Below are 26479 nucleotides of genomic sequence, written 5' to 3' on the forward strand. Positions count from 1 at the left end.
ATACCCTTTCAATTGTATGCTTTGCTTTATCGGGCCTTCATCAGGCATGTGATGAACATCTGTGCATTTTTTTGTTTGTACATAAAGACCAAAAGCTCTATGATAATTATATTCAATAGAGCTATCCATATTAATGATAACAAACCAAAAATATGCCTGAAACCGGTTCATCTGACTTACTGTTTTGGAATGCCCTGGCGCTGATTGTGGCAGCCAGCGTTTTTGTGCCGGTGTTTGTTAAAATCAAGTTTGGTGCGGTGCTGGGTTATCTGGTGGCCGGTATCGCCGTCAATTTATTGTTTTCAGGCGGTTTTTCCGAACATCCCGAAGAGTTATTGCACTTTTCTGAGTTCGGGGTGGTGCTGTTTTTATTTGTGATTGGATTAGAGCTGAATCCCGCCACTTTATGGGATATGCGCAAAGATATATTTGGTCTGGGTGCAGCGCAGGTGTTGTTTAGTGCGTTGGTGATTGGCCTGCTGGCTTATTTTGTGGGGATACACTGGACCGGATCGGTGGTGATTGGCAGCGGCATGGCCTTGAGTTCCACAGCGATTGTGATGAGCCAACTGAGTGAAAAAGGTGAGCGGCGGAGTTTGCACGGCCGCAAGACCTTTGGCATTTTACTGTTTCAGGACATTGCCATTGTACCTTTATTGTTGTTGGTGACATTACTCGCGCCCACCGGCGAAGACGTGACATTGGTACAAAGTCTGATTGATATCGGATTTGCGGTGGTGGCCATTGTGGCATTGATATTGATTGGTTATTATGTTTTGGATCATGTGTTTCGGCTGCTGGCGTCCACCGGGCTGCATGAGATTATGACCGCCAGTGCGTTGGGTCTGGTGATTGCCGCTGCTTTACTGATGGATGTGGTGGGCATGTCCAATGCCATGGGTGCATTTTTGGCCGGGGTGATGCTGTCTGAGTCTTCCTATCGGCATGAGGTCAAAGCCAATATCGAGCCGTTTCGTGGCTTGTTTTTGGGTTTGTTTTTTATGGCGGTGGGTTTGGCGCTGGATTTGCGGGTGGTGATGGATAACTGGCTGTTGATTCTGGCGATTGCACCGGGCGTTATGTTGCTAAAAACAATTTTATTATACGTGGTCAGCCGGTTTTTCAAACATGACCACAACACCTCGATTCGTCTGGCCTTTGCCTTACCCCAATTGGGTGAGTTTGGTTTTGTGCTGTTTTCAGCGGCGGCCACTGCCGGTATTTTTGCTGATAATGTTTCATCAATTCTGATTGCCATTGTGTCGGTGACCATGATGATGTCACCGTTGCCTTTATTATTTCAAAACATATTTATAAACAAAGAGTTACAGGACGTTCTGGATGAAACCTTCGAAGATACCCGCGGCAATGTACTGATTATCGGTTTCGGTCGATTTGGTCAGATGGTGTCCCAACCACTGTTTGCAGACGGTTACGATGTCACCATCCTGGACAATGATGCCCGCCGCATCCGAGAAGCCCGTGGTTTTGGTTTTAAAGTAAATTTTGGAGATGGTACGCGCCGGGATATTTTGCGTGCGGCTGGCGCTGAAAGCTGTGAGGTGGTGATTTTTTGCACCAATAATCCGGAAGTGACGAACCGCAGTATTCGGGCTTTACAGGCGATTAATCCACAGGCCAAGGTCTTTGTACGATCTTATAACCGCCGTCATTCCATTGATTTACATGACATGAATGTGACCTTTTCAATACGCGAAACTTTTGAAAGTGCTCTTATTTTAGGTAAACAGGTGTTAATCGAATTGGGCGTTAGTGAAGAACAGGCCAGTGATTACATTGAAGATATTCGTATCCGGGATTTGGAACGTTTACAGGAGCAGGCTGAAGGCGATATGGAGTCCGGCATGGAACGGGTGTTGCGCAAACCGGTCAAATCGGACTGAATTGCATGAATCGCAGCTAAAAATGTTGAGTCCTGGCTGAGATGCCGTAAGATAAGGGATTTTTCTATTTCAAGTGATTTTATGAATGACTTTATTGCAGATCTTGTAAAACAGGTCAAACCATCGGCGACCATTGCGGTGAGTATGAAAGCCGCCGAATTAAAAGCTGCCGGTCAGGATGTCATTGGTCTGGGCGCCGGCGAACCTGATTTTGATACCCCGGAACACATCAAACAAGCCGCCATTGAAGCCATTAATCAGGGGAAGACCAAATACACCGCCGTGGATGGCACGCCTGAATTAAAACAAGCCATCATCAATAAATTACAGCGTGATAATCAGGTGGACTATCAGGCCAGTGAAATTCTGGTGTCCAATGGTGCCAAACACAGTATTTTCAATTTATTAAATGCAGTGATTAATCCCGGCGATGAGGTGATTATTCCGGCGCCTTACTGGGTGTCTTATCCGGACATGACATTATTGGCCGGTGGCCGGTCAGTGATTGTTCAGACCGATGCCGAACAAGCTTTCAAAATGACCGCCGATCAGTTATCGAACGCCATCACTGATAAAACCAAACTGATTATTTTGAATTCGCCCAGCAACCCCACCGGACAGGTGTATTCGCGCGATGAATTAACCGCCATAGCTGAGGTGTTAAAGGCGCATCCGCAGGTGTTGATGCTCACCGATGATATTTATGAGCATATTTATTGGGGTGTTGAACCAATGACTAACCCGGTGGCGCTTTTTCCCGAACTCAAAGACCGCATTATATTGATTAACGGCGTGTCTAAAGGCTATGCCATGACAGGATGGCGGATTGGATTTGCCGCCGCCAATCGAGACATCATTACCGCCATGCGGAAACTACAATCTCAAAGCACCTCCAACCCATGTTCCATTTCTCAAGCCGCTGCGGTGGCGGCTTTTAACGGCCCGCAAGATTGTTTGCAAACCATGACCCGGGCTTTTAAACAACGCCATGACTTTGTGGTGCAGGCATTGAACGAAATAGACGGTATAACCTGCTTATCAGGTGTTGGGGCTTTTTATGCCTTTGCAAATGTGACCGCCTTAATTGATTCTCACAAGGATTGTAGCAATGATGTGGAACTGGCCACCTGGTTACTGGAATCAGCCGGTGTGGCGGTGGTGCCGGGTACACCATTCGGGGCGCCGGGTTATGTGCGGATTTCTTTTGCCACCTCCATGACAGTGTTGGAAAAGGCGATGGCACGGATTAAGCAAGCGGTCGAAAAATTACGGGCTTAAACATGCAGTTTCGAATCATTGTGCAATTTGCCGAATTGGCTCTCAAGGGCAAAAATCGGCACCGTTTTATCAGACGACTGCGTAAAAACATCAAAGATAAACTCAAAATACTGGGTTATGAATGGCCGGTGAAAGCCATTCATGACCGGATTTATGTACAGGTGCCGGGTGCTGAGGGTGAGGCTGAATCAATTGACGAAAAAACAGCCAGGGCAGTGGTCCATGAATTAGGGCGTTTGCCGGGTATTGCCTGGTTGAGCTTTGTTTATTGGCTGAGTGAACAGCGCTTTGGTTTTTTGGGCGAAAAACCTGATTTATTGGTGATACATGAATTGATTGAACGGCTGGCACAAGAACAATACCGTCCGGAGTCCAGCTTCGCAGTACGGGTGAAGCGCCGGGATAAACGTTTTGCGCTTAAATCCCAGGATTTTGAACAACAAATCGCGACCACCATTTTAAAAAGCAGCGACTGGCAACAAGTCAATCTGTCCCGTCCGGATCAGACCTTTTACGTGGACATTGCTTCGGATGGGGTGTCGGTGCACAGCGAAAAAATCATGGGGGTGGGTGGTTTGCCGGTGGGTTCCACCGGTCAGGTGTTGACCTTATTATCAGGCGGTTTTGATTCGCCGGTGGCCGCCTGGTTGATGGCCAAACGCGGCTGTCAAACCGATTTTATTCACTTCACCGCCAGTCATCGGCCGCCTGAGGCCATCGAGGCGGATAAAATTGTCCGAACCGCAAAAATTGTCAGTGAAAGCAGTGGCTTTGTGCGTTTATATATCGTGCCATACACCTATTTTGATATGGCCTTAATGGAACTGGATTTAGAATATGATTTAATTCTTTTCCGGCGTTTTATGGCGCGGGTGGCGACCCGTTTGATGCCGGATGTGGAAGCGCAGGCGCTGGTCACCGGTGATAATTTGGGTCAGGTGGCGTCGCAAACCCTCGAAAACATGGAATCCATGAACAAAAGCACCGAAGCCATGATTTTAAGACCGCTGTTGGCCTACAATAAACACGATATTATTGATTTGTCCACCCAACTGGGTTTGTTTGAGGTTTGTCGAGAACCGCATAAGGACTGTTGTGCTTTAATTTCAAAGAATCCCCGCACCAAATCACGTGCTGATGTGCTGGAGAAAATGGAACAGATATATTTAAGTGATTATGAATCCTTAATTGATGATACCCTGAATGATGCTCAGGTATTGACCTTTTATTTTGGACGATGGGTGAATCAACAACAAGTGGGCACAGAGGAATGAAACTTTGGATAACACTGCTTACTTTATTAGTAACGACCGGATTAATTGCGCAACCTTTTAAACCTGTCGAGCCGGTGCAATTAAGCGATTATCAGGTTTATCCCATTAATGGTCTTGATCAGATCGAACCCTCCGGTTTAACTTTAAAGAACGACACACTTTATACCGTGGGTGATAAACACCGCGCCATTTTTCGCTTGGATATCCAAGATGATGAGGCCTGGTTATACAAGGAAATGACATTGGCCAGTGAGCGTGATTTGGGTGTATCAGTGTTGGATTTAGAAGGCATTACCACGGTCAATGGTGATTTTGTGCTGGTTTCAGAAGCCCATCATCGACTGATTCATGTGGACAATCTTGGTCAGCTCCGTTGGCTGCCGGCGCAGGGCAACGATTTATATCGGTCTGCTTTTGCTGCAGGCTTACTGCAATTACACAATGCCGGTCTCGAGGGCGTAACCTATTTAGGCGAGCAGCGATTTCTGGTGGCGGCGGAACGCCAACCGCGTGGTTTAATCACACTCCAGTTTTCTGAAGACCTGACTGAGATTGTGTCACAGCATAACCTAATCATGCTGAACAGTCGTCAGTATTTGCATGGACGACACCCCGATATGACCGGTTTATATGTACACCGGAAACAAGTGTATGCCCTGCAGCGTAATGCCTATGTGATTCATGAACTCATCGCCGTGGGAAACCGGCAATACCAAGAGGGCCGGGCCTGGTCTTATGAGGATATTGTACGTGATCCAAAATACGCCTACAGCGATATGCAATATGGCCATGCCGAAGGGCTCGCGGTGGATGATGAATTCTTTTATCTGGTTCTGGACAACAACAGAATACCAAACGCCAAAAACCCCAACGATAAACGGCCTTTACTGATTGTTGCCAAACGACCAGTCCTGCACGGTGGTGATTAAATCGGTTTTGATAAAAGGTTTGGCCATCTGATTTTCCGGTCGTTCAGACAAATTAAATTCAGCCAACAAACCATCCCGGTGGCTTTGTATTTGCCAGTCAAAAACGGTGTCATCAGACACTTCAAATTGTAAGGTGAAGGTGGGGTTGTCAGTGATGTGGTATTCGATCAGTTTATAGCCCGGTGCAAGTTGTATCGGTGTTTTAAAGCGGTGAATACGTCCGCCCACAGCCAAACTGTGGATGGTCATTGCTTGTTGGGTGTAAATAGACACGATGTCCGTTCCCGGTGTGGCTTTGACGGTGACATTAATTCGTTGATAATTCATTTGATTCAAGGGTTTATGGGCCTCAATGGTGGCCGGATATGTGGCGTTTAAGTCACTTTTTACCAGAGTCGTCAGCGGTTTTTTATAGGTTTTTTGAAAATCTTGTGTGGCTTCTTCAGATAATGGATTGTCAAATAAATCGCTGAGCCAGTCGCCGCGGCGGTTATCGGCGTGAAACAGATAGGCGTGCGTTTGATCCACATCTTTTAAGTAGTTAATGGATGTCGGTAACGGTCGGTAAGGTGTAAATTGGCGGTATTCAAACACAATCGAAGCGCAGTAAATGACCGGGATGATCAATAACCAGGCGGTTTTGTCCTTCCCTTGAATGCCTTCAATCCATGCATTCAGAGGGGCCATCATTAATACCAGAATCAGCATCGCCGCCGGTGTCATCCAAATGCCCAGCGCCACCGGTAAATTGATCAGTAAAGCCCCCAGCGGCAACAGTGCCAAGAGCAGCATAAACGGTGCCAGTTGTTGTGCCCATGCGGGTTTATACAGGTTTAAAAAAGCCACCGGTAGCGCCGCCGCTGCGGGAATGATTAAAAATCCCGCGCCAGGCAGTGACAGGCTTAAAAAACTGACAGCAATCAACCAAATGCCCAGACTGAAGAGTGCATCACCGGCATGATTGAGCGGCAAACGACGGCGATAAATTAGAACAACAATTGCCAGGCTGAGAAAAAGTTGTGCATTGATGAGCGCATGACCGCCATACGGAAAGCCCTGTAAAATATCTTTCCAGCCGGGAATCAAGGTGTACACCGCAGCCAGTAAAATGTAATTGGCGATAAACACAAAAAAGGTGGTCATAACCAATGGTTTTAGTCCCTCGATCAGCGCTTTAAAGCCGTGGTTTTTATGGCTGATTGTGAGCGCCAGCAACACCAGCCAGCTCAGCCACAGCACCGCAAAAATAATGAGTGAAGTGCTGCGAGAATAACTCAATATACCCAGAGTCGGCACGCTGAAATAAACAGGTGATGCGTCAGATTGTAAATGTTTTAAATCAGTCTCAGCCAGATAATTCAGCAGTGATTTGCTCTGGATTAAATGGTGGGCCACAGAATTAAGTGACAGGTGCGCCAGATCATCGGTGGGGCTGTGGTAATTAAAATGGTCATCAATAAACGCCAGATTAAATGCATTTATACCGTGTTCTTTAAATGGTGTGACATCAGTGTCATTAGGCATTTTGGCGTAAATTTCCGCATCCAGTGAACTGCTGACCGGCATCGGCACACCGGCTTTTTGATAAGCCTCAATCAAGCCCCGGGTACCGGTGTCGGTTTCCGGTAATAAAATGGCCGGACCGCTGCTGCCGCGGGCTTCTAAATTAATGATGACGCCTATATTGTGGTGGCGTAATTGGTCTTCAATAAAGGCTTTGGCCCCCAATAAGCCGAGTTCTTCACCGTCGGTGATGAGCAGCAATAGTTTGTTCTTGGGTGTGGGGTTTTGTTGAATGAAGGTTTTAAAAATTTCCAGCGCCACCGCCACACCGGCGGCGTCATCGGCCGCTCCACTGGCTGAAAAGCGTGCGGCATCGTAGTGGGCCATCAACATAACGGCCGGCGCATCTTCAGTCTGCCCCGGATATTGGATGATGTAATTAGTTAAAGCAGCGGCTTTTCGGTTGTGTTGATTATAGTAATGGCTCCGGTGTTGATTGATTTTGATCTTGGGGTTATTTAACTGTTGCACGTGGCGTTCAAGGTATCGACCAACCACTTGATGGGTGGCTTGACCCACGGCATGGGGGTGTTCGGTGATTTTGTGGATATGCTTGAGTACGGATTCCATAAAAACACCGTCATAAATCAGATGAGACGGTGTTTTTGAGGGGTAACTGAGCTCATAGCCGCCTCGAATCACCAGTAAAATTAATACCATGAACAGGGTGTTTTTGAGCAGATGCATGGTTTTTCTCAGGCTATTGTCGAATAATGCGGGCCCCGAGCTGATTGAGTTTCTCTTCAATCGCCTCATAGCCCCGATCGATGTAATGAATATCATGCACTTCGGTTTGACCCTGTGCGGCCAGACCGGCAATAACCAGTGATGCCGAGGCGCGCAAATCGGTGGCTGTGACCGGTGCCCCGCTGAGCTTTTCTACCCCGGTGATAATCGCCTGATTGCCTTCAACGGCGATATTGGCACCCATACGATTGAGTTCATCCACATGCATAAAACGGTTTTCAAACAAGGTTTCGGTGATCACACTGGTGCCGTCGGCAATGGCATTTAAAGCACAGAACTGGGCTTGCATATCGGTGGGGAAAGCTGGATGCGGCGCGGTGCGAATGTCCACCGGCTGCGGCCTTTTTTCATGCATATCAAGATAAATTTGGTCTTCGGTGGTGCGGATCTCGGCGCCGGCTTCGGTGAGCTTTAACAGCACCGCGTCTAAATCATCCGGTTGTGTGTGGGTGATGGTGATGTTACCGCCGGTCATGGCAGCGGCCACCAGAAAGCTGCCGATTTCAATTCGGTCGGGTAATACATGGTGTGCCACGCCACGCAATTTATCAACGCCTTGAATCCTGATTTTTGAACTGCCAAGACCTTCAATGTGCGCCCCCATAGCGATTAAGTAGCGGCCCAAATCAACCACTTCCGGCTCAATCGCCGCATTTTCAATCAAAGATTCACCGCGGGCCAGACACGCCGCCATCAAGATATTTTCAGTGCCGGTGACCGTAACCTTATCCATAATAATGCGTGCGCCTTGTAACCTTTGACAATGGGCGTGTATATAACCGTCACTGACATCGATATCTGCCCCCATGGCTTTGAGGCCTTTGAGGTGTAAATCCACCGGTCGTGCACCGATTTGACAACCGCCGGGCAAGGACACTTTGGCCTGGCCGTAGCGGGCCAGCAAAGGTCCTAAAGCCAGAATACTGGCGCGCATGGTGCGTACAATGTCATAAGGTGCGGTGTGGTTATGTAAGTGATTGGTATTAATAAAAATGTCAGAATGGGCGCCGACAGTTAATTCGGCCCCCATATGTGCCAGTAGTTCGTTCATGGTGGTGACATCGTGCAAATGGGGGACATTTTGGATGTGAGAGTTGCCTTCGGCCAGTAAAGTGGCGGTTAAAATGGGTAACACGGCATTTTTGGCTCCGGAGGCTTTAATCTGACCGGACAGTTTCCGGCCACCGTTGATGACGATTTTATTGCTCATAAATGGGTTTGCTCATATTCATCAGGGGTCATGGCCTGAATACTCATGGCATGTATTTCTTGGCCCATGACCGAGCCTAGCGCCTGGTGGATTTGGCGGTGCCTTTTCAGTTGATTTAATCCAATAAAAGCAGGGGATACGATGGTGGCGGCATAATGGCGCATGTCATCGCTGTGGACATGGATATAATCACAGTCAATGTGGGCTTTTATCTTTTCTTCAATTATTTTTGGTTCCATCTTCATCAATTGTTTGTTTCTACCCGGGGCATTATCTTTTATAATGACCGGTTTATAAAGACATCATGCGCATTTAGTTTCATTTCAGCGCCTTTTGAGAATCACATTATATGTTAATAGCTTCAGGTTATCTGGTAATCGGACTGATATTGCTTATTTTTGCGGCTGACAAGTTTATTCTGGGTGCGGCGGCTCTGGCCAAACATTTGGGTGTTTCCACCATGTTGGTGGGTCTGATTGTGGTCGGTTTCGGCACCTCAGCCCCGGAAATGGTGGTGTCAGCCATTGCCTCCTTCAAAGGCAATTCCGGTCTGGCCATGGGCAACGCGATTGGCTCAAACATCACCAACATCGCACTGGTGCTGGGTGTCGGCTTGTTGATTACACCGATGCAGGTCAAATCCAAAATCATTAAACGTGAAATGCCGATTTTATTGATGGTGTGTTTACTGGCGTTGTTTTTATTACTTGATTTATCCCTGACTTTAATGGATGGGGTTATCTTATTGATTTCAATGCTTGGTGTAACGTTGTTACTGGGTTTTCTGGGTGTCAACGAAAGCAAGGACAGTTACAGTGAAGAGATCGAAAGTGAGTACGACCTTAACATTAAAATGTCTCATGCCATCTTATTTTTGCTGATGGGTGTTGTGGTATTGCCGCTGGCGTCCCAGTTGATGGTGATTGGTGCCACCGACATTGCCCAGTATTTTGGGGTGTCGGATTTGGTGATCGGTTTAACCATTGTCGCCCTGGGTACTTCTCTGCCAGAATTGGCAGCGATTGTGGCCAGTGCCGCTAAAAAAGAACATGATTTGGCCATCGGTAATATTGTAGGCTCTAATATATTCAATTTATTGGGCGTTATCGGCATATCCGGGGTAATCAACGATTACCATTTCTCACGCAGGTTTTTGATGTTTGATTACCTGTATATGGTGATTCTAACGGTCTTTTTGTTTATAGTTTCCATTTATTTTGTGCTCAAAGACCGATTTGTGTCGCGTCTTATTGGCTTGGTTTTAGTGTTATTATATAGTGCCTATATGATTTGGTTATTTGTCAGTAAAGCCACATGAGCAGAACGGTGAATGCAGAACAGGCCATCGCCCAGGCACGCCGGGTGTTTGCCATTGAAAATCAGGCCATCGTTGATTTGCAACAACGCATTGGCGAAGATTTTGTGGCGGCTGTCGAAATGATTTTAAACGGCTCCGGCCATGTGGTGGTCATCGGCATGGGTAAATCCGGTCACATAGCCGATAAAGTCTCGGCCACTTTAGCCTCCACCGGCACACCGGCTTTTTTTGTTCATCCGGGTGAGGCCAGTCATGGCGATTTGGGTATGATTACCAGTAATGACATCGTACTGGCGATGTCTAATTCCGGTGAAACCGAAGAAGTGCTGGCGATTTTACCGGTGTTAAAGCGCATGGGGATTGCGCTGATTTCCATGACCGGCAAACCGAATTCGACGCTGGCCAAAAATTCTGATATTCATATTGATGTGTCGGTGAATGAAGAAGCCTGTCCCTTGGGGCTGGCACCCACAGCCAGTACCACCGCCACTTTGGTGATGGGCGATGCGCTGGCGATTACCTTATTGGAGTCAAGGGGTTTTACCAAAGAAGATTTTGCCCGGTCGCATCCGGCCGGTTCTCTCGGTAAACGCCTGCTATTGGGGATCAGTGATGTGATGCGCAGCGGTGATGATATTCCAAAAGTCTATGCGCACACAAAGTTCAGTGAAGCATTGCTGGTCATGACTGAAAAAGCACTGGGTATGGTGGCTGTGGTTGATAAAGACAATCGGGTGGCGGGGGTTTTTACAGATGGTGATTTACGCCGTTCTTTACCCACTATTGAGCATTTTAAAGACCATGTGGTGGGTGAATTTATGACCCGTAATCCGGTCACCATCCGGGCAGATAAGATGGCGGTTGAGGCGGCACAATTAATGGAAACCCATAAAATTCATTCACTGCTGGTGGTTGATAAGGATGCTCGGCTCACAGGTGCTTTGAATATTCATGATTTATTACGGGCCGGGGTGGTTTGATGGTTAATAAAGTTATAGACAATGTTCTGCAAAAAGCCAAAAACATTAAATTGGTGATTTTTGATGTGGACGGGGTGCTCACCGATGGCGGGTTGTATTTCACAGACGATGGTCGTGAAATGAAAAAATTCAATGTCAAAGACGGTCTGGGCATTTCTTTACTTATCAAGTATGGTATTGAAGTGGCGGTCATCACCGGGCGTAATTCGGTGATTGTGGCTGATCGGATGCGATCTTTGGGTGTGAATCACGTCTATCAGGGGCGCTTGAATAAACTTGAAACCTATGAAAACCTCAAAGCGGCTTTGCACATTGATGATCAGCAGGTGGCGTTTGTGGGTGATGATGTGATTGATATTCCGATTATGGATAAGTGTGGCTTACCGGTTGCGGTGGCCGATGCCCATGACGCGGTGATTGATAAAGCCTTTTGGGTTTTAGGCAAAAAAGGCGGAGACGGGGCCGCCCGTCAGGTCTGCGATGTGTTGCTCAGCAGTCAGCAGATAGCCGTTGATGGTTATGAATTCACCGGCCGCCAATAAATGACGTTTAAAATTCGACAATTACTGATTATGCTTGTATTTGCCGTGTTGTCTGTGGCTGTTTATCAGGGTTTTTTTCGGCATTCTGCCGGTACTGATTATGAGCCATTTACCAAAGGCTATGCCTTAACCGAAGTGGTGATGCGTTCCACTGATGATAGCGGTCAGGTGGTGACTGAAATTCGTTCGCCGAACATGACCCATTATTTAGACAACGAACAAACCCTGATTGAACAACCACACGTGCAGTTGTTTGCGGATGACAACAATTGGATTTTGCAATCCCCATCCGCTGTTTTTCGACGCAATCAACAATTCTTATACTTTCCCGATAAAGTGACAGTGGTTTCGCAACAAGCCCCTATAGTGGTGGTTGAATCATCACAACTCAGTGTGGATTTAAACACCAAAGAAGGTCGCACGCCGGCTGCAATTAACCTACAACAGCCCGGTGGCTGGATGCGTGGTGTGGGTGCACATATTATATTTAACAACAAACAAATTGAACTATTAAATGATGTCTATGCAGAATTTCAGCCCCGTCAATAAATGTGTGGTCATGCTCATGGGTTTATCGCTGACTTTGAGTGTGTTTGCGTTAGAAAGTGATCGACAGCAGAAAATCACCTTGTCCGGTGACGGTTGCATCAGTAAGCTTAATCTCGGACAAACCGAATGTCCAAAAGGCATGTTGATTCGTCAGGGTAGTTTAAAAATTGAATCAGATTATGGATTAATAACCCACGAAGGCAAACTGATTGCCACCGTTAAAATGACCGGTTCTCCGGTGACCATGGAACAGCAGATGGATGATGGCAGCCGCATGGTTATCCGTGCCAATCAGATTGACTTTGATTACCAGTCCGAAATCGCTTTTCTCAAAGGGGATGTCCGTATTGAAAACAACATCGGCGTCAGCACCGGTGAGGCCATGGAATTCAATTTAAAAACGCAGGAAGTCAAAGCCGTGGGTGAAAATAACCAGCAATTTAGATTAGAAATCGATCCCAACAATGATTAAAGCCGACAATATTGTCAAAAGTTACCACAAAAGAACCATTATCGATTCGGTTTCTTTGTGTTTAAAAGAAGGTGAGGTGGTGGGTTTATTGGGCCCCAACGGCGCCGGTAAAACCACCTGTTTTTATATGGTGGTGGGCTTGGTGGTTGCTGACAGTGGCTGTATAACGATTGATGATGTGGATGCCACTGATTTCGGTATGCACCAACGGGCTCGACTGGGTGTCGGTTATTTGCCCCAGGAAGCGTCAATATTCAGAAAACTCACGGTTGAGGATAATCTGATGGCGGTGTTGCAACTGCGCAAAGACCTTAATCGGGACCAACGTGAAAACCGCTGCCTCGAATTGCTCGAAGAGCTTAACGTGGATCATGTTAAAAACCAGTTGGGTATCAGTTTATCAGGTGGTGAGCGGCGCCGGGTGGAAATTGCCCGCTCACTGGCCATGGAGCCAAAATATATTTTATTGGATGAGCCATTTGCCGGTGTGGATCCGGTATCAGTGATTGATATCCAGAAAATTGTCTATCATCTTAAAAGTAAAGGTATCGGGGTGTTAATCACCGATCACAACGTGCGTGAAACCCTGGGTATTTGTGACCGTGCCTATATTCTCAATGCCGGTAAAATGCTCACTGAAGGAAAACCGGAACAGATTATTGCCAATCCCGATGTACGAAAAGTCTATCTCGGGCATGATTTTTCGATGTGATTATCAGGCGGTCTGGCTGACTGTTTAAAAGCTGTGAATGCGATTGCACTTTAACATTTATTTCTGTATATTATTAGACAGGAGGTTACGGCCATTAACACAAATTTGCGCTTATCATTCAGTATCCATTTCAACCCGCGGTCAGACTTGACCGCAAAAAAAACCTCCCGCCTTTCACAATCATCCGGACTTATATACAGTGCATTAAATGGCCACTCTTTGTCAGGGTTGATTGTGCTCATTCAAAACCTTAAACCAAAATTCAAAACAACAATGAGGTATTAGATATGCAATTAGACATCACCGGTCAACAACTTGAAGTAACTGAACCCATTAAAGACTACATTGACACCAAATTTGAACGCGTTCGACGTCATTTTGACCAGGTCTTAAGTGTTCACGTGATTTTGAGTGTGGAAAAAATCAGACATAAGTCAGAAGCCACCATGCACATCGGGGGAAAAACCTTTTTTGCCGAATCCACAGAGGATCATTTATATAAATCCATCGATGCAATGGTGGATAAACTGGATAAGCAGATCAGACGCCATAAAAGCAAATTAAATAATTATAATAATAAAGAGGCGATTGCCATTAATCGCACACAATATTAACCCTTAATACGCATAACATGAGAAAATGGCCTGACACCTTGTTGGGCCATTTTTATTGAAACCATGAAATTTATTGATGTTCTGGAAGAAGAAAAGATCTTACTTAATTATCATTTTATCAGTAAGAAAAGATTGTTTGAACAGGTTGGTCAGTTACTGGGTGAATCCCGCTCTCAGGGGCTTTTTATTTATCACAGTCTTCTGGACCGGGAAAAACTGGGCAACACGTCTCTCGGCACCGGTGTTGCCTTGCCTCATGGTCGCTGCTTAAAAACCGATGAAATTCGTGCCTGTCTGATTAAATTATCCCATCCTGCAGATTATGAGGCGGTGGATAACCAGCCGGTTCAAATTGTGGTGGGTTTGGTTTTTCCGCTTGATGTCAGACCCGAGCACCGGCGTTTTTTAAAAGAAACCGCACATTTATTCAGACAGCATGTTTTATATGAGCAGCTGGTCAATATTGATGACAAACATCAGATGATGGATACGATATTGGAGGCTTTTGAACAATGCAACAATTAGTGATTATCACCGGTTTATCCGGTTCTGGAAAAACCATCGTTTTACGGGCTTTGGAAGATATGGAGTATTACTGCGTGGATAACTTGCCGGTCAGTATGTTGTCTGAATTTGCCGATCACATCAATGAAGATGTGAATTTTTATCCCAAAGTATGTGTTGGGGTTGATATCCGCAGTCAACAAAAAGCCTTGTCTCAATTTCCTGAGATGGTAGAAACGTTAAAAAAACAGTTGCATGTCCGGGTGATTTATTTATCTGCAGCTGAGAAGGTATTGATGAATCGCTACAGCGAAACCCGACGGCGTCACCCCCTGTCAACAGCTCAGCATAAACACTCTTTAACCGAAGCCATTCGTTTAGAAACCCAACTCATGGCAGCGGTCAAAGAGGTGGCGGATTTAATCATTGACACCAGTCAGCTAAAAGCACAACAGCTTAAACAACAGATTTGGCAAATCATGAACCAGAGCAACCAGAAAGTGACGGTAATCATCAAATCCTTTGCTTTCAAGCGCGGTGTGCCCTTTGATGCGGATTTTGTGTTTGATGCCCGTTGTCTGCCAAACCCCTACTGGGAAAAAGAATTACGGCCTTTCACCGGACAGGATAAAGCCATTATTGATTTTTTTTCCCGGCAGGAGCTGGTGGCTGAATACCTCACAGATTTGTGTGCTTTTAGCAAGAAATGGATCAATAAATTTGAAGTCAATGACCGCAGTTATATTACGGTGGCCATTGGCTGTACCGGCGGACGCCACCGGTCGGTGTATCTGGCTGAATCTTTACACAGGTATCTGGTGGATAAAAATATCAACAACATGTTGTTACACCGGGAATTAGAAGGTGATGATTAAAACTCACCGTTTGTGATAAGTGATGACTTTAAACGGGTAATGCGGGTTAACTTCGTCAATGGGGTGGTCTGTTTGTTCTTGTATGCGCCAATCTGACCAGTTAACTTTCGGGAAATAGGTGTCACCCTCAAATTCGGCTTCAATATGGGTGATAATCATTTTATCCGCCTCAGGCAATAACAGTTCAAATATCCTGGCGCCACCAATAACCATAATTTCATTATCAGACTTGAGGTGTTGCCAATCGTGAATAATTTTAAAACCATCACGTTGGTAGTCCTGTTGGCGTGTTAACACCCAATTGACCCGCCTGGGTAAAGGCTTTTTGAGTGATTCGCAGGTTTTTCGGCCCATCAGAATGGGTTTATTTAAGGTGTTCTTTTTAAAAATTTTTAAATCCGCAGGCAGATACCACGGTAAATCATTATCGGCACCAATCAGTCTGTTTTTATCAAAGGCTGCCACCAGAGTGAAACTCATACTGCCACCTGGCCTTTGATGTGCGGATGGGCCCGGTAATTAATCATTTTAAAATCACCATAATCAAAACTGAATATATCCTGCACGTCAGGATTAATATGTAAATGGGGACGCGGGTAGGGGGTTCGCTCAAGCTGTTGTTTTATTTGTTTCAGATGATTCAGGTAAATATGGGCATCACCAAAAGTATGAATAAAGTCACCCGCCTGCAAGCCACAGACTTGTGCCACCATATGAGTGAGGAGGGCATAAGAAGCGATGTTAAAAGGCACGCCCAGAAACACATCGGCACTGCGTTGGTAAAGTTGGCAAGAGAGTTTACCGTCACTGACATAAAATTGAAACAAGCAATGGCACGGTGGTAGCGCCATATGACTGACATCCCCTACATTCCAGGCGCTGACAATATGGCGTCGCGAATCGGGGTTGGTTTTTAGGCTTTCAATCAGTTGGCTTATTTGGTCTATCTGACCGCCGTCAGGTACCGGCCAGGAACGCCATTGGTGACCATAAACAGGGCCTAAATCACCTGATTCATCGGCCCATTCGTCCCAGATTCTGACGCCATGCTCGTTTAAGTATCGAATATTGGTGTCACCGTTTAAAAACCAGAGTAATTCATAGATGATGGATTTGATGTGGAGTTTTTTGGTGGTCAGCAAGGGAAAACCATCGGCCAGATTAAACCGCATTTGGTACCCGAACACACTCAGTGTGCCGGTGCCGGTGCGATCTTCTTTGCGGGTTCCGTGTTGCAGAATATGGCGGGCAAAATCCAAATAAGCGCGCATAAAAAAACCTTGCTATAAAAACTTAGTATTATAGCAAGGTTTAAGTGTTAATTAACGTTCGAATTTAACTAAGCAAACATACGCTGCACCACATTGGGCGCGTTGAAATTATCTAAGACGTGATCCACATCAACACCCAGTTGGGACATGCTCAAAGCACCTGTGATGCAAGGCCGTTCTTTATTGGAAAACGGGGGTTTTTTGGACAAATCAATAAAACGGGGTTTTTCAAGCACCTTGTTCTGGGCATTGCGTATCAATAAAATTTCCGGTTTCAAACGTTTTTGCTTGTTGTGAGATAACACCAGACCAACGGAACCGTCAGATAATTGAACAGGTGATCCGGCCGGATATAAGCCAATGGCCTGAATAAACTCATCCACCAGCTGAGCGCTGAACAATTTGTTCTTTTGTTTAAATAACCACTCCATCGCTTGAGAGGATGAATACACCTTGCCGTAAGGTTTCTTACTGGTCATGGCGTCAAAGGTATCCACAATACCGGCAATTTGACCCATGGCCGGAATTTCATCACCGACCAAGCCGTAGGGATAACCGCTACCATCAAAACGTTCGTGATGGGTTTCAGCAATGGTCAGAACATCATGGGGAATACTTTTATCTTTGGCGAGAATTTCTACACCCAACTCAACGTGAGATTCAAATATTTTACGTTCGTTTTCGGTGTAACTGTCTTTTTTGTTGAGCAGTTTTCGGCTGATTTTGGTTTTGCCAATATCGGCTAATAATACACCGGTGACCAGGGTTTCGAGTTTTTCTTCAGCGATGCCTAAGTGGCGACCAAATACAGCAGCAAGAATGGCAGAGCGTAATGAATGGCCGTAAACATATTGACCTTTTTCTTTCAGTTGGGTCAGCCACACCAGGGTGTTGGGGTTGCGAATCACCGAATTAACCACTTGGGAGGCAATTTGTTTAGTTTTCTTAATGTCAAGCCGTTTACCAACGCGCAGATTAAAACTGGTTTCCTCAACCGCACTGTTCAAATCAATCATCAGAGAATGGGCACGACTAAATTCACGCTTTATGGGCTTTAATTGTGTGGTGTAATAATCGTGTTTAATCACCAAAGGTTGGGTACGGGTGCGGTATTTGTGACTTTTATCTTTTTTTCGCAATAAAGGAGAAGGTTTAGAAATCTCAGGCTCGGCCACCAGAGATTTACCTTTGACCACATCAATATAGACATATTCACAAAAAGCTTTGAGGTCTTTGATCTCGTTCTGACTGCGAATGTAAAAACCCTGGAAAGGGAACGGTGTATCCAGCCATGAACGGTCTAATTTGCAGACGTACATGCCAACTTTGAGATACTTGACGGATATTTTTTCTTTTTCTATGCCCATAATGTTAACCTTTGAAGATTATACCTTTCGTGATTTTAGCACAACTTCATTCAACTTAAGTGACACAATTCACAAAAAAACCACAAAAGTGACAAATTTTGTCAATTCCCATTGCTTGCCATAAAAAAACCCGGCCACCAATTCAGTCGGTGCCGGGTTTTATGCTATTGTGTTGACGCTTTAGGCCATGGCTTTAATTTTGGCATTGAGGCGACTTTTATGTCGTGCAATTTTATTTTTGTGGTAAAGCCCTTTGCGCGCGACACTGTCAACCACGGGGACCATTTCGTTGTATAATTTTTGTGCTTTTTCCTTGTCGCCGGCTTCAATGGCAGACAATACATTTTTAATTTTGGTGCGTGCTTTAGAGCGTTGGCTCATGTTAAGCTGTCGATTTTTTGCAGCTTGTCGGATGCGTTTTCTTGCAGATGCTGAATTGGCCAAAACAGTTCTCCTGACTAATAGGGTTTTAAAAAACGGCGCATTTTCCCATTTTTTTTATGAATAGTCAATGTTTGACAGGTTAATTAAATGAATTTAGCTCAATCGACAGCGGTCGTCAGTTTTTTTACTTTGCTGTCTCGGTTATCGGGTTTTGTCAGGGATGTTTTGGTGGCACGCTATTTTGGCGCCACGGTCTGGACGGACGCCTTTTTTGTGGCTTTTCGCATCCCCAATTTTATGCGCCGCTTATTTGCAGAAGGCTCTTTTTCGCTGGCATTTATACCGGTGCTGAATGAAATCAAGACCCGCCAAAGTGAAGCTTATTTAAAAGCATACATTAACCATGTATTGGGAGCTTTATTGGCCGCTTTACTGGTGGTTTTGGCTTTGATGGAATTGCTGGCGCCGGGGGTGATTGCTGTTTTTGCACCGGGATTATTGGACGAGCCGGCTGCCGTGTTTAATACAACTGTCACCATGTTGCGCATCACCTTGCCTTACCTGCTATTGATTTCTTTGGTGGCATTTTCAGCCGGTATTTTGAACAGTTTTAACCGATTTGCTGTGCCGGCTGCCACGCCGATTTTGCTGAATGTGTGTTTGGTGGTGGCGGCGATTTATTTTCGCGATGCATTCGAGGTACCGGTGGTGGCTTTGGCCTGGGGTGTTCTGGCGGCCGGTGTCGTGCAATTGTTGGTTCAGATTCCGGCGCTGATACGTCTGGGTGTGGTGCCGGTTCCGGTATTTAAAATTCATGATCCGGAAGTTAAAAAAGTGATGAAACTGATGGTACCTACTTTGTTTGCCTCATCGGTGGCACAGATTAATTTGTTGGTTGATACTTTAATTGCTTCGATGTTGCCGCTCACGGCCAGCATCACCTTTCTTTATTATTCGGATCGTTTGATGGAGTTTCCGCTGGGCTTATTTGGAATCGCCATTTCAACGGTTATTTTACCCAAATTGTCACAAGCCTTTGCCGCCAAAGATAAGGAAGATTACCATAAAACCATGCAGTGGGGTATGTCACTGGCGATGTTGGTGGCGATTCCTTCGGCAGTGGGTTTGTTTATCCTGGCCAAGCCGGTGATTGTCACCCTGTTTACCTATAATAAGTTCAGTCCGCAGGATGCTTTGTACACGGCATACAGTTTAATGGTGTACATGCTGGGTTTACCGGCCTATATTGCCATTAAAATTCTGTTGCCGGCTTTTTATGCCCGTAAAGACCCGAAATCAGCGGTGCGAATTGCAGTCAAAGCGATGTTGGTCAATGTCATTTTAAATGTTGTTTTTGTGGCGCTGCTGTATGCCTTGGATGTGGTTTCTTTACACATGGGCCTGGCCATGGCCGGTGTCGGTTCGGCCTGGCTGCAGTGTTATTGGTTATATCAGCGTCTAAAACATGACGGTGTTATTCAACAGGCTTTGCTGCCCCTGCATTTACTGGTTAAATTGCTGGTGGCGGTGCTGATGATGGCTTTGGTGCTATGGATTATGTTGCAACACACGGGGGACTGGATGCAGTGGTTGTGGTACCAACGTCTGATGCACTTAGCGTTGCTGATTGGTGTCGGTGTGTTGGTTTATTTTGTGGTTTTATGGCTGCTTAAAGCACATAAAAAACTGCTATGAAGATTATTCGTTACCCGCAGCATCATCCCGTCACACTGCCTTCTGCCGTGACCATTGGTAATTTTGATGGGGTTCATCAGGGTCATCAGGCTTTAATCAGACAAACCATTGAGGTGTCGCGTTTACAGTCGTTACAATCGGTGGTGGTCACCATGGAACCGTTGCCTGTGCAGTATTTTAAAGGCCGGTTTGAAATCAGTTTGCTGACACCCTTTAAACAAAAAGCCCGATTGATCCAAAATCTGGGTGCCGATGTGTTATGTGTGCTCAATTTTAATCAAATTCTGGCGCGCTTATCAGCCGAAGAATTTTGTGGTCAGATTTTAGACCGGGGATTAAAAGCAAAGCACATTGTGGTTGGCCATGATTTTAAATTTGGCGTCAACCGCACGGGCGATGTTGCGTTTTTGGCCGACTGGGGGCGAGGCCAAGGGATTAAGGTTGAGATTATGCCACCGATCAATAATCAGCACGGTCGCATCAGTTCCACACAGATTCGTTCATTATTGGCACAAGGTGACTTTCAGCAATCCCGACAGGCGTTGGGGCGTGATTATGTGATTTCAGGGCGGGTGGCGCATGGTCGAAAACTGGGCCGAAGCCTGGGCTATCCAACCATAAATATTGAACTTAACAAAGGTGGTAACCCCTTGCACGGTGTCTATGCGGTCAAAGTCAAACTGTCTGAGCGCTGGTATCAGGGTGTGGCGTCGGTGGGTTACAACCCCACGGTTGGTGGCAATGCCAAGCGACTGGAGGTTTATGTTCTGGACTTTAATGCCGATGTGTATGGCCATTTCGTTGAAGTTTTGTTTTATAAAAAGTTGCGAAATGAAGTAGAATTTGACAGTCTATGTGCTTTGCGCACCGCCATCGAGGAAGATGTGCAACAAACCCAACACTTTTTTGCCGAACACAACAGGAGAAATCTGTGAGCCAAGATTATAAAAATACGCTCAATTTGCCCAAAACTAACTTTAAAATGAAGGCGTCTTTAACCACCAAAGAGCCGCAATGGATTAAGCAGTGGGATAAGGAAAAACTGTATGAAGCTTTACAGGCACATTGTCAGGATCGCCCGTTGTTTGTGTTGCATGACGGCCCGCCGTATGCCAATGGCGCCATTCATATGGGTCATGCGGTGAATAAAGTCTTAAAAGATGTGGTGGTCAAGTCAAAAACCATGTCGGGTTTTAAAGCACCGTATGTGCCCGGCTGGGACTGTCACGGGTTACCGATAGAAGTTCAGGTGGAAAAAAAGGTCGGTAAAGTCGGTCAAAAAGTGGATGCCAAAACCTTTCGGGAAAAATGTCGCAATTACGCCGACACCCAAATCACCATTCAGAAAAAAGATTTTAAACGGCTGGGCGTGATGGGTGAATGGGACACGCCTTATATGACCAAATCATTTCAATACGAAGCCGACATGGTCAGAGCGCTCGCAGAAATCGTGGCCCATGGCCATGTGGAGAAGGGCGTGAAACCGGTGAACTGGTGTTTTGACTGCGGTTCAGCTTTAGCAGAAGCGGAAATTGAATATCAGGACAAGACCTCGCCGGCGATTGATGTGGCTTTTACGGTGGTTGATCAGCGTATTGCCGAGGTGATTAATTTGCCGGATTCTGATTTGCCCCTGGCCATTCCGATCTGGACCACAACCCCATGGACCATTCCGGCCAACCGGGCGGTGTCCTTGCATCCTGAATTAGCATATGCGGTGGTAACAGGTCACAAAAAATTTATATTGATTATTGCTGAAGACATGATGGCTGAGGTGATGGCACGTTATGGGGTGGATGAATTTCATGTGGCCGCCACTGTCATGGGGCGTGATTTGGAAAAGATTCAGCTGCAACACCCGTTATTCGATCTGCAAGTACCGGTGACATTAGGCGATCATGTGACCACCGAGGCCGGTACCGGTGCGGTACACACGGCGCCGGGACACGGGGCGGATGACTTTTTCATCGGTCAGCAATATGGTTTGGAAATATACAATCCGGTGGATGCTCAGGGTTATTATTTAGATGACACGCCGATGTTTGACGGTCAGCATGTCTGGGAAGCCAATAAAACCATTGTTACCGCTTTAGAAAAAAGCGGTCAGCTGTTGCATCATGAAACTATTCAACACAGTTATCCACATTGCTGGCGCCATAAAAGTCCGACCGCGTTTCGCACCACACCCCAATGGTTTATCAGCATGGACAAACAACAACTGCGTAAGCGCGCCTTAAGCGAAATCGAACAGGTGAAATGGATTCCTGACTGGGGCAAAGAACGCATTTACGGCATGATTGAAAACCGCCCGGAGTGGTGTATTTCCAGACAGCGCACCTGGGGTGTGCCGATTCCGTTTTATGTCCATAAACAAACCGGTCAGTTGCATCCGGACACACAAAATATCATGGCAAAAGTGGCTGATTTGTTTGAACAAAAAGGCATGGATGTCTGGTATGACCTGAACGATGCTGCGTTATTGGGTGAGGCTGTGAATGATTATGAAAAAGTCACTGATGTACTGGATGTCTGGTTTGATTCCGGTGTCACCCATTATTGCGTGTTAAAAGCCCGCGAAAACTTGCGTGAGCCTGCGGATTTGTATCTGGAAGGCTCCGATCAGCACCGCGGCTGGTTTCATTCCTCATTATTAACCGGTGTCGCCATCAACGATCGCGCGCCTTATAAAGAGGTGTTGACCCACGGCTTTGTGGTGGACAAAAACGGCAAAAAAATGTCCAAATCGCTGGGTAATGTGGTGTCACCGGTGGACGTGATGAATAAATACGGTGCTGACATCTTGCGTTTATGGGTGGCTTCAGCGGATTACCGCGGTGAAATGACCATTTCCGATGAAATCCTGGATCGGGCTGCGGACGGTTACCGCCGCATTCGCAACACCGCCCGTTTTATGTTGGGTAATCTGAATGATTTTAAAGCCCAAGATGCGCTGGATCTAAATGACTGTCTGGCGATTGATTTATGGGCTATGCAGCGGATGCAGGATTTGCAGGCGCAGGTGTTGAAGCATTATGATGATTATCAATTGCACCATGTTTTTCAGAAAATCCACCATTTTTGTTCACAGGACATGGGTGCGTTTTATCTGGATGTGATTAAAGACCGGCTGTACACCGCACAAACAACAGGTCAGGCACGCCGCTCGGCACAGACCGTGATGCACCATATACTCAATGCTTTGGTGCGGTTACTGGCGCCGATCGTGACCTTTACCGCCAATGAAATCTGGCAGGCCATGGGTCATGAGCGGCATATTTTATTTGAGCAGTGGTATGAGTTTCCAAAAATGACTACTCATAACCCAATCAGCACTGAACAATGGCAATTATTGTCTGAAGTGCGCAAGCTTGTTTCTAAAGAATTGGAGCAATTGCGGGTGGCTGGTCAAATCGGTGGTTCGCTGGATGCGGATGTGACCATCTATGTGGATGATGAGTTACACAAACAACTGGCACCTTTTGCCGATGAATTGCGTTTTGTGTTGATTACCTCTAAAGCCGGTTTAAGACCTTTGTCTGAAACCGAACAGGGTACGGTTTCAATTGTAGACCACGCTTTGCGCATTGAAGCAATCCAGGCACAAGGCCGAAAATGTGAACGCTGTTGGCATATTCAGGACAGTGTGGGGCTGGACAGTCAGCACCCCGCATTATGTCACCGCTGTGTGATTAACATCGAAGGCAGCGGCGAAAAGAGGCGGGTGGCTTGATGCGTTTTCGTGAACGGGGTCTGGTGTGGTTATGGCTATCAGCGGTGGTTCTTATATTGGATCAGCTGACAAAATACATAGCCACGGAGGCACTGACGCTGTATGTGCCTCAAAAAGTCACCGGCTTTTTAAACTGGACTTTATTACATAATAAAGGCATTGCCTTTAGTTTATTGGCCGATCAGCCGGGTTGGCAACGCTGGTTTATCCTCATTATGGCTTCGGTGATTGTCATCTGGTTATTGCTGTGGCTATATAACAGCTCACGAACCCTTAAATTGCACAATATTTCATTGGCTTTGGTGATTGGCGGTGCGCTGGGTAATATTTATGACCGGGCTGTGTTAGGCTATGTGGTGGATTTTATTCAACTGCATTATACCGACTATTACTGGCCGGCATTTAACATCGCCGATTCCGCCATTTCCGTCGGTGCAGTGTTACTGATAATTGACACGCTCTTTAGAAAGCAGGATAAAGAACACAATGAAAGTACTTCTGGCTAACCCACGCGGATTTTGTGCCGGCGTTGACCGTGCCATTGATATTGTTAATCGGGCCTTGGATTCTTTTGGTGCGCCGATTTATGTGCGCCATGAAGTGGTGCATAACCAGTATGTGGTGGAAAAGTTGCGTGATCGAGGAGCGGTTTTTGTCGATGAGCTGGATGAAATTCCCGCCAATCAGATTGTGATTTTTTCTGCCCATGGGGTATCAAAAGCGGTGCGTGAAGAAGCCAAGCGCCGTGATCTGAAAGTTTTTGATGCCACCTGTCCATTGGTGACCAAGGTTCACATTGAGGTGTTTCGTTATTGTAAACAGGGCTACGATTTGGTCCTGATTGGCCACCATGGCCATCCGGAAGTGGAAGGCACATTGGGGCAATGGGACAAGCATAAAGGTGAGGGCACTGTTTATCTGGTGGATTCCGTGGATGAAGTCAAAGATCTGGCGATTGATAATCCCGATAAGGTGGCCTTTGTCACCCAAACCACTTTATCGGTGGATGACACCAAAGAAATTATCGAGGCTTTACAAACCAAATTCCCGGCCATCGAAGGCCCCAAGCATGATGATATCTGCTACGCCACCCAAAACCGTCAGAATGCGGTGAAAGAGCTCACCGAATTTTGTGATTTGGTGTTAGTGGTCGGCAGTATTAACAGCTCCAATTCCAATCGACTTAAAGAGCTGGCAGAACGCAAAGGAGTGACTTCTTATTTAATTGATGATGCCGGCCACATCAATCCTGATTGGCTGAATGGTGTTGAGACCATCGGACTCACCGCCGGCGCCTCGGCACCGGAAAAACTCGTCAAAGACGTGATTGCCTGGCTCAAAAAATACGACAACGGCTTGCAAGTTGAATCCTTAGACGGCGAACCGGAAAATATGGTATTTGCCTTACCTAAAGAACTCAGGTTGGTTCAAACTTCTTAAAAACCATCTGCCAACCAACCGTTTATCGGTTCTTTTATTCCATTGGTCGGAAGTCGCTCTCTGTTACTTGCGTTTTGACAAAAATTTAGACATGATTAACGTGTACTTAAGTCAAAACAGCGAGCGCATACAATGAAAGTCAGAGGGTTTACCTTAATTGAACTGATTATCACTTTGTTGATTGGTTCCTTATTATTGGCCTGGGGCGTCCCGAATTACCGGGATTTCAAACTCCGCCGAATGATCACCGATAACGCCAACAACCTCACCTACAGTTTAAACCTGGCCCGTGCCGAGGCAATTCGTGTGGGCACCGACGTCGAAATTGATCCGGTGGGTGGTCAGTGGCATAAAGGCTGGACCGTGACAGTTAAAGGGATTGGGGGTGCTGCTGATTACGTTATTGCTGAAGAAGATACCATGGACAGTCAAATGCGTTTTAAATTGACCAATATCGCGTCCAATAAAATTATTTTTAACCGCATTGGTGGTTTGAAAAACAACCAACCCGCCCGTTTTATCCTGAAACATAAAGACATGGCCAATGATGAAAAAGAAGTTCTTGTCACCATGTCGGGTAACATTAAGGTGGTCAACAAATGAAGAATAAAGACGACGGTTTTACTTTATTAGAGGTCCTGATTGCCATTGTGGTATTTTCTTTCGGGCTATTGGGTATTGCCGGCATGATGACCATTTCAGTGCGTAATAATCACAATGGTTACTTGCGTTCTCAGGCAAATTTTCTCGCTGAAAATATGCTGGATCGGATGCGTGCCAACCCCAACGGCTTATGGAATAGCTTTTATGCCGGTACCGCGACACCGGGAGCGACAGCTTGTGATTTGGCCACACCCTGCAATTACCAACAATTGGCTCAGTATGATATGCAACAGTGGGCGCGGTCATTACAATTGGCTTTACCCAGTGGTCAGGGAACCATTAATTGTGTAATAAATGGAACAGTTCCGGCCATATCCAGTGCCGTGACGCCGCCTTCAATCTGGGCGCCCGGAGCACCCTATAATGGTGTATGTACAATTCAGGTAACTTGGAACGAAGCCAATCGGGATTCTGCTTCAGATCTGCAAACGATGGAACTTATCGCACAACCATGAACA

At 46.1% G+C, this 26479-nt stretch carries 27 protein-coding genes; 20 read left to right on the top strand and 7 right to left on the bottom strand.

Annotated features, from left to right (window positions below; all coding sequences use genetic code 11):
* Positions 1-152: 152 nt before the first annotated feature.
* From IEV16_RS04740 to IEV16_RS04755, 4 genes are all read left to right on the top strand, one after another.
* Entirely contained in the window at positions 153-1904 is a 1752-nt protein-coding gene (locus IEV16_RS04740) for a cation:proton antiporter domain-containing protein (RefSeq protein ID WP_188364532.1), read from the top strand.
* Between the two features lie 81 nt (positions 1905-1985).
* Positions 1986-3182 carry a pyridoxal phosphate-dependent aminotransferase gene (locus IEV16_RS04745; protein ID WP_188364533.1) on the top strand — a complete coding sequence of 399 codons (1197 nt, stop codon included), beginning with the start codon at positions 1986-1988 and terminating at the stop codon, positions 3180-3182.
* Positions 3183-3184: 2 nt separating this feature from the next.
* Entirely contained in the window at positions 3185-4456 is a 1272-nt protein-coding gene (thiI, locus tag IEV16_RS04750; RefSeq protein ID WP_188364534.1) for a tRNA uracil 4-sulfurtransferase ThiI, read from the top strand.
* Complete coding sequence (locus IEV16_RS04755) at positions 4453-5385, top strand: SdiA-regulated domain-containing protein (RefSeq protein ID WP_188364535.1); 933 nt, start codon at positions 4453-4455, stop codon at positions 5383-5385. Before thiI ends, IEV16_RS04755 begins: the two co-directional genes overlap by 4 nt.
* Here IEV16_RS04755 and IEV16_RS04760 read toward each other — a convergent pair.
* From IEV16_RS04760 to IEV16_RS04770, 3 genes are read right to left on the bottom strand one after another with little or no spacing between them, the layout of a single operon-like run.
* Entirely contained in the window at positions 5341-7635 is a 2295-nt protein-coding gene (locus IEV16_RS04760; protein WP_188364536.1) for a M20/M25/M40 family metallo-hydrolase, read from the bottom strand. The two genes, IEV16_RS04755 and IEV16_RS04760, sit on opposite strands and share 45 nt — an antisense overlap.
* A 13-nt stretch (positions 7636-7648) precedes the next feature.
* On the bottom strand, positions 7649-8905 hold the full coding sequence (gene murA, locus IEV16_RS04765; protein ID WP_188364537.1) for a UDP-N-acetylglucosamine 1-carboxyvinyltransferase: 1257 nt from the start codon (positions 8903-8905) through the stop codon (positions 7649-7651).
* A complete protein-coding gene (locus tag IEV16_RS04770; protein WP_188364538.1) occupies positions 8902-9144 on the bottom strand; it encodes a BolA/IbaG family iron-sulfur metabolism protein in 243 nt (80 codons plus the stop codon). The genes murA and IEV16_RS04770 overlap by 4 nt, the downstream gene beginning before the upstream one ends.
* A gap of 110 nt (positions 9145-9254) precedes the next feature.
* On the opposite strand from IEV16_RS04770, the gene IEV16_RS04775 reads away from it, so the two are divergent.
* The 9 genes from IEV16_RS04775 to rapZ all read left to right on the top strand — a co-directional run bounded on the left by IEV16_RS04775 (position 9255) and on the right by rapZ (position 15471).
* Complete coding sequence (locus IEV16_RS04775; RefSeq protein WP_188364539.1) at positions 9255-10223, top strand: calcium/sodium antiporter; 969 nt, start codon at positions 9255-9257, stop codon at positions 10221-10223.
* The gene (locus IEV16_RS04780; protein WP_188364540.1) at positions 10220-11203 is read left to right on the top strand and encodes a KpsF/GutQ family sugar-phosphate isomerase; all 984 of its coding nucleotides are present in this window, start codon (positions 10220-10222) and stop codon (positions 11201-11203) included. The genes IEV16_RS04775 and IEV16_RS04780 overlap by 4 nt, the downstream gene beginning before the upstream one ends.
* Complete coding sequence (locus IEV16_RS04785) at positions 11203-11745, top strand: KdsC family phosphatase (protein WP_188364541.1); 543 nt, start codon at positions 11203-11205, stop codon at positions 11743-11745. Before IEV16_RS04780 ends, IEV16_RS04785 begins: the two co-directional genes overlap by 1 nt.
* Complete coding sequence (gene lptC / locus IEV16_RS04790; RefSeq protein ID WP_188364542.1) at positions 11746-12294, top strand: LPS export ABC transporter periplasmic protein LptC; 549 nt, start codon at positions 11746-11748, stop codon at positions 12292-12294.
* Entirely contained in the window at positions 12269-12766 is a 498-nt protein-coding gene (locus IEV16_RS04795) for an LptA/OstA family protein (RefSeq protein WP_188364543.1), read from the top strand. The genes lptC and IEV16_RS04795 overlap by 26 nt, the downstream gene beginning before the upstream one ends.
* Positions 12759-13478: an LPS export ABC transporter ATP-binding protein gene (lptB, locus tag IEV16_RS04800; protein ID WP_188364544.1), complete on the top strand. Its 720-nt coding sequence runs from the start codon at positions 12759-12761 to the stop codon at positions 13476-13478. The genes IEV16_RS04795 and lptB overlap by 8 nt, the downstream gene beginning before the upstream one ends.
* Positions 13479-13765: 287 nt before the next feature.
* Entirely contained in the window at positions 13766-14092 is a 327-nt protein-coding gene (hpf, locus tag IEV16_RS04805; protein WP_188364545.1) for a ribosome hibernation-promoting factor, HPF/YfiA family, read from the top strand.
* 63 nt (positions 14093-14155) lie between these two features.
* Positions 14156-14617, top strand: coding sequence for a PTS sugar transporter subunit IIA (locus IEV16_RS04810; RefSeq protein WP_188364546.1), 462 nt, complete (start codon positions 14156-14158; stop codon positions 14615-14617).
* A complete protein-coding gene (gene rapZ / locus IEV16_RS04815; RefSeq protein WP_188364547.1) occupies positions 14605-15471 on the top strand; it encodes an RNase adapter RapZ in 867 nt (288 codons plus the stop codon). Before IEV16_RS04810 ends, rapZ begins: the two co-directional genes overlap by 13 nt.
* A gap of 3 nt (positions 15472-15474) precedes the next feature.
* On the opposite strand, the gene IEV16_RS04820 is transcribed toward rapZ, so the two are convergent.
* The 4 genes from IEV16_RS04820 to rpsT form a co-directional block, all read right to left on the bottom strand.
* Entirely contained in the window at positions 15475-15951 is a 477-nt protein-coding gene (locus IEV16_RS04820; RefSeq protein WP_188364548.1) for a dihydrofolate reductase, read from the bottom strand.
* Positions 15948-16742: a thymidylate synthase gene (locus IEV16_RS04825; RefSeq protein WP_188364549.1), complete on the bottom strand. Its 795-nt coding sequence runs from the start codon at positions 16740-16742 to the stop codon at positions 15948-15950. The genes IEV16_RS04820 and IEV16_RS04825 overlap by 4 nt, the downstream gene beginning before the upstream one ends.
* Before the next feature lie 68 nt (positions 16743-16810).
* On the bottom strand, positions 16811-18109 hold the full coding sequence (locus tag IEV16_RS04830) for a cyclic di-GMP phosphodiesterase (protein WP_188364550.1): 1299 nt from the start codon (positions 18107-18109) through the stop codon (positions 16811-16813).
* Positions 18110-18289: 180 nt separating this feature from the next.
* A complete protein-coding gene (gene rpsT, locus IEV16_RS04835; RefSeq protein ID WP_188364551.1) occupies positions 18290-18553 on the bottom strand; it encodes a 30S ribosomal protein S20 in 264 nt (87 codons plus the stop codon).
* A gap of 87 nt (positions 18554-18640) precedes the next feature.
* On the opposite strand from rpsT, the gene murJ reads away from it, so the two are divergent.
* The 7 genes from murJ to pilV all read left to right on the top strand — a co-directional run bounded on the left by murJ (position 18641) and on the right by pilV (position 26476).
* Entirely contained in the window at positions 18641-20188 is a 1548-nt protein-coding gene (gene murJ / locus IEV16_RS04840; RefSeq protein ID WP_188364552.1) for a murein biosynthesis integral membrane protein MurJ, read from the top strand.
* Complete coding sequence (locus tag IEV16_RS04845; protein WP_188364553.1) at positions 20185-21123, top strand: bifunctional riboflavin kinase/FAD synthetase; 939 nt, start codon at positions 20185-20187, stop codon at positions 21121-21123. The genes murJ and IEV16_RS04845 overlap by 4 nt, the downstream gene beginning before the upstream one ends.
* Positions 21120-23918, top strand: a complete 2799-nt coding sequence (ileS, locus tag IEV16_RS04850; protein WP_308611018.1) for an isoleucine--tRNA ligase — start codon at positions 21120-21122, stop codon at positions 23916-23918. The genes IEV16_RS04845 and ileS overlap by 4 nt, the downstream gene beginning before the upstream one ends.
* Positions 23918-24424: a signal peptidase II gene (lspA, locus tag IEV16_RS04855; RefSeq protein ID WP_188364555.1), complete on the top strand. Its 507-nt coding sequence runs from the start codon at positions 23918-23920 to the stop codon at positions 24422-24424. The genes ileS and lspA overlap by 1 nt, the downstream gene beginning before the upstream one ends.
* Complete coding sequence (gene ispH / locus IEV16_RS04860) at positions 24405-25358, top strand: 4-hydroxy-3-methylbut-2-enyl diphosphate reductase (protein ID WP_188364556.1); 954 nt, start codon at positions 24405-24407, stop codon at positions 25356-25358. Before lspA ends, ispH begins: the two co-directional genes overlap by 20 nt.
* Positions 25359-25490: 132 nt before the next feature.
* Positions 25491-25961, top strand: a complete 471-nt coding sequence (locus IEV16_RS04865; RefSeq protein ID WP_188364557.1) for a GspH/FimT family pseudopilin — start codon at positions 25491-25493, stop codon at positions 25959-25961.
* A complete protein-coding gene (pilV, locus tag IEV16_RS04870) occupies positions 25958-26476 on the top strand; it encodes a type IV pilus modification protein PilV (RefSeq protein ID WP_188364558.1) in 519 nt (172 codons plus the stop codon). Before IEV16_RS04865 ends, pilV begins: the two co-directional genes overlap by 4 nt.
* Positions 26477-26479 lie beyond the last annotated feature (3 nt).

Source organism: Marinicella pacifica (assembly GCF_014636635.1).
Classification (GTDB): domain Bacteria; phylum Pseudomonadota; class Gammaproteobacteria; order Xanthomonadales; family Marinicellaceae; genus Marinicella; species Marinicella pacifica.

Bases quoted from the DNA above. Each gene is read 5' to 3' on its own strand.
- lspA (WP_188364555.1), top strand. From the start codon at position 23,918: ATGCGTTTTCGTGAACGGGGTCTGGTGTGGTTATGGCTATCAGCGGTG.
- hpf (WP_188364545.1), top strand. From the start codon at position 13,766: ATGCAATTAGACATCACCGGTCAACAACTTGAAGTAACTGAACCCATT.
- IEV16_RS04785 (WP_188364541.1), top strand. From the start codon at position 11,203: ATGGTTAATAAAGTTATAGACAATGTTCTGCAAAAAGCCAAAAACATT.
- IEV16_RS04795 (WP_188364543.1), top strand. From the start codon at position 12,269: ATGCAGAATTTCAGCCCCGTCAATAAATGTGTGGTCATGCTCATGGGT.
- IEV16_RS04825 (WP_188364549.1), bottom strand. From the start codon at position 16,742: ATGCGCGCTTATTTGGATTTTGCCCGCCATATTCTGCAACACGGAACC.
- IEV16_RS04830 (WP_188364550.1), bottom strand. From the start codon at position 18,109: ATGGGCATAGAAAAAGAAAAAATATCCGTCAAGTATCTCAAAGTTGGC.
- murA (WP_188364537.1), bottom strand. From the start codon at position 8,905: ATGAGCAATAAAATCGTCATCAACGGTGGCCGGAAACTGTCCGGTCAG.
- IEV16_RS04865 (WP_188364557.1), top strand. From the start codon at position 25,491: ATGAAAGTCAGAGGGTTTACCTTAATTGAACTGATTATCACTTTGTTG.
- IEV16_RS04770 (WP_188364538.1), bottom strand. From the start codon at position 9,144: ATGGAACCAAAAATAATTGAAGAAAAGATAAAAGCCCACATTGACTGT.
- ispH (WP_188364556.1), top strand. From the start codon at position 24,405: ATGAAAGTACTTCTGGCTAACCCACGCGGATTTTGTGCCGGCGTTGAC.
- lptC (WP_188364542.1), top strand. From the start codon at position 11,746: ATGACGTTTAAAATTCGACAATTACTGATTATGCTTGTATTTGCCGTG.
- IEV16_RS04740 (WP_188364532.1), top strand. From the start codon at position 153: ATGCCTGAAACCGGTTCATCTGACTTACTGTTTTGGAATGCCCTGGCG.
- IEV16_RS04745 (WP_188364533.1), top strand. From the start codon at position 1,986: ATGAATGACTTTATTGCAGATCTTGTAAAACAGGTCAAACCATCGGCG.
- IEV16_RS04755 (WP_188364535.1), top strand. From the start codon at position 4,453: ATGAAACTTTGGATAACACTGCTTACTTTATTAGTAACGACCGGATTA.
- rapZ (WP_188364547.1), top strand. From the start codon at position 14,605: ATGCAACAATTAGTGATTATCACCGGTTTATCCGGTTCTGGAAAAACC.
- IEV16_RS04780 (WP_188364540.1), top strand. From the start codon at position 10,220: ATGAGCAGAACGGTGAATGCAGAACAGGCCATCGCCCAGGCACGCCGG.
- thiI (WP_188364534.1), top strand. From the start codon at position 3,185: ATGCAGTTTCGAATCATTGTGCAATTTGCCGAATTGGCTCTCAAGGGC.
- murJ (WP_188364552.1), top strand. From the start codon at position 18,641: ATGAATTTAGCTCAATCGACAGCGGTCGTCAGTTTTTTTACTTTGCTG.
- IEV16_RS04810 (WP_188364546.1), top strand. From the start codon at position 14,156: ATGAAATTTATTGATGTTCTGGAAGAAGAAAAGATCTTACTTAATTAT.
- IEV16_RS04760 (WP_188364536.1), bottom strand. From the start codon at position 7,635: ATGCATCTGCTCAAAAACACCCTGTTCATGGTATTAATTTTACTGGTG.
- pilV (WP_188364558.1), top strand. From the start codon at position 25,958: ATGAAGAATAAAGACGACGGTTTTACTTTATTAGAGGTCCTGATTGCC.
- IEV16_RS04775 (WP_188364539.1), top strand. From the start codon at position 9,255: ATGTTAATAGCTTCAGGTTATCTGGTAATCGGACTGATATTGCTTATT.
- IEV16_RS04845 (WP_188364553.1), top strand. From the start codon at position 20,185: ATGAAGATTATTCGTTACCCGCAGCATCATCCCGTCACACTGCCTTCT.
- IEV16_RS04820 (WP_188364548.1), bottom strand. From the start codon at position 15,951: ATGAGTTTCACTCTGGTGGCAGCCTTTGATAAAAACAGACTGATTGGT.
- lptB (WP_188364544.1), top strand. From the start codon at position 12,759: ATGATTAAAGCCGACAATATTGTCAAAAGTTACCACAAAAGAACCATT.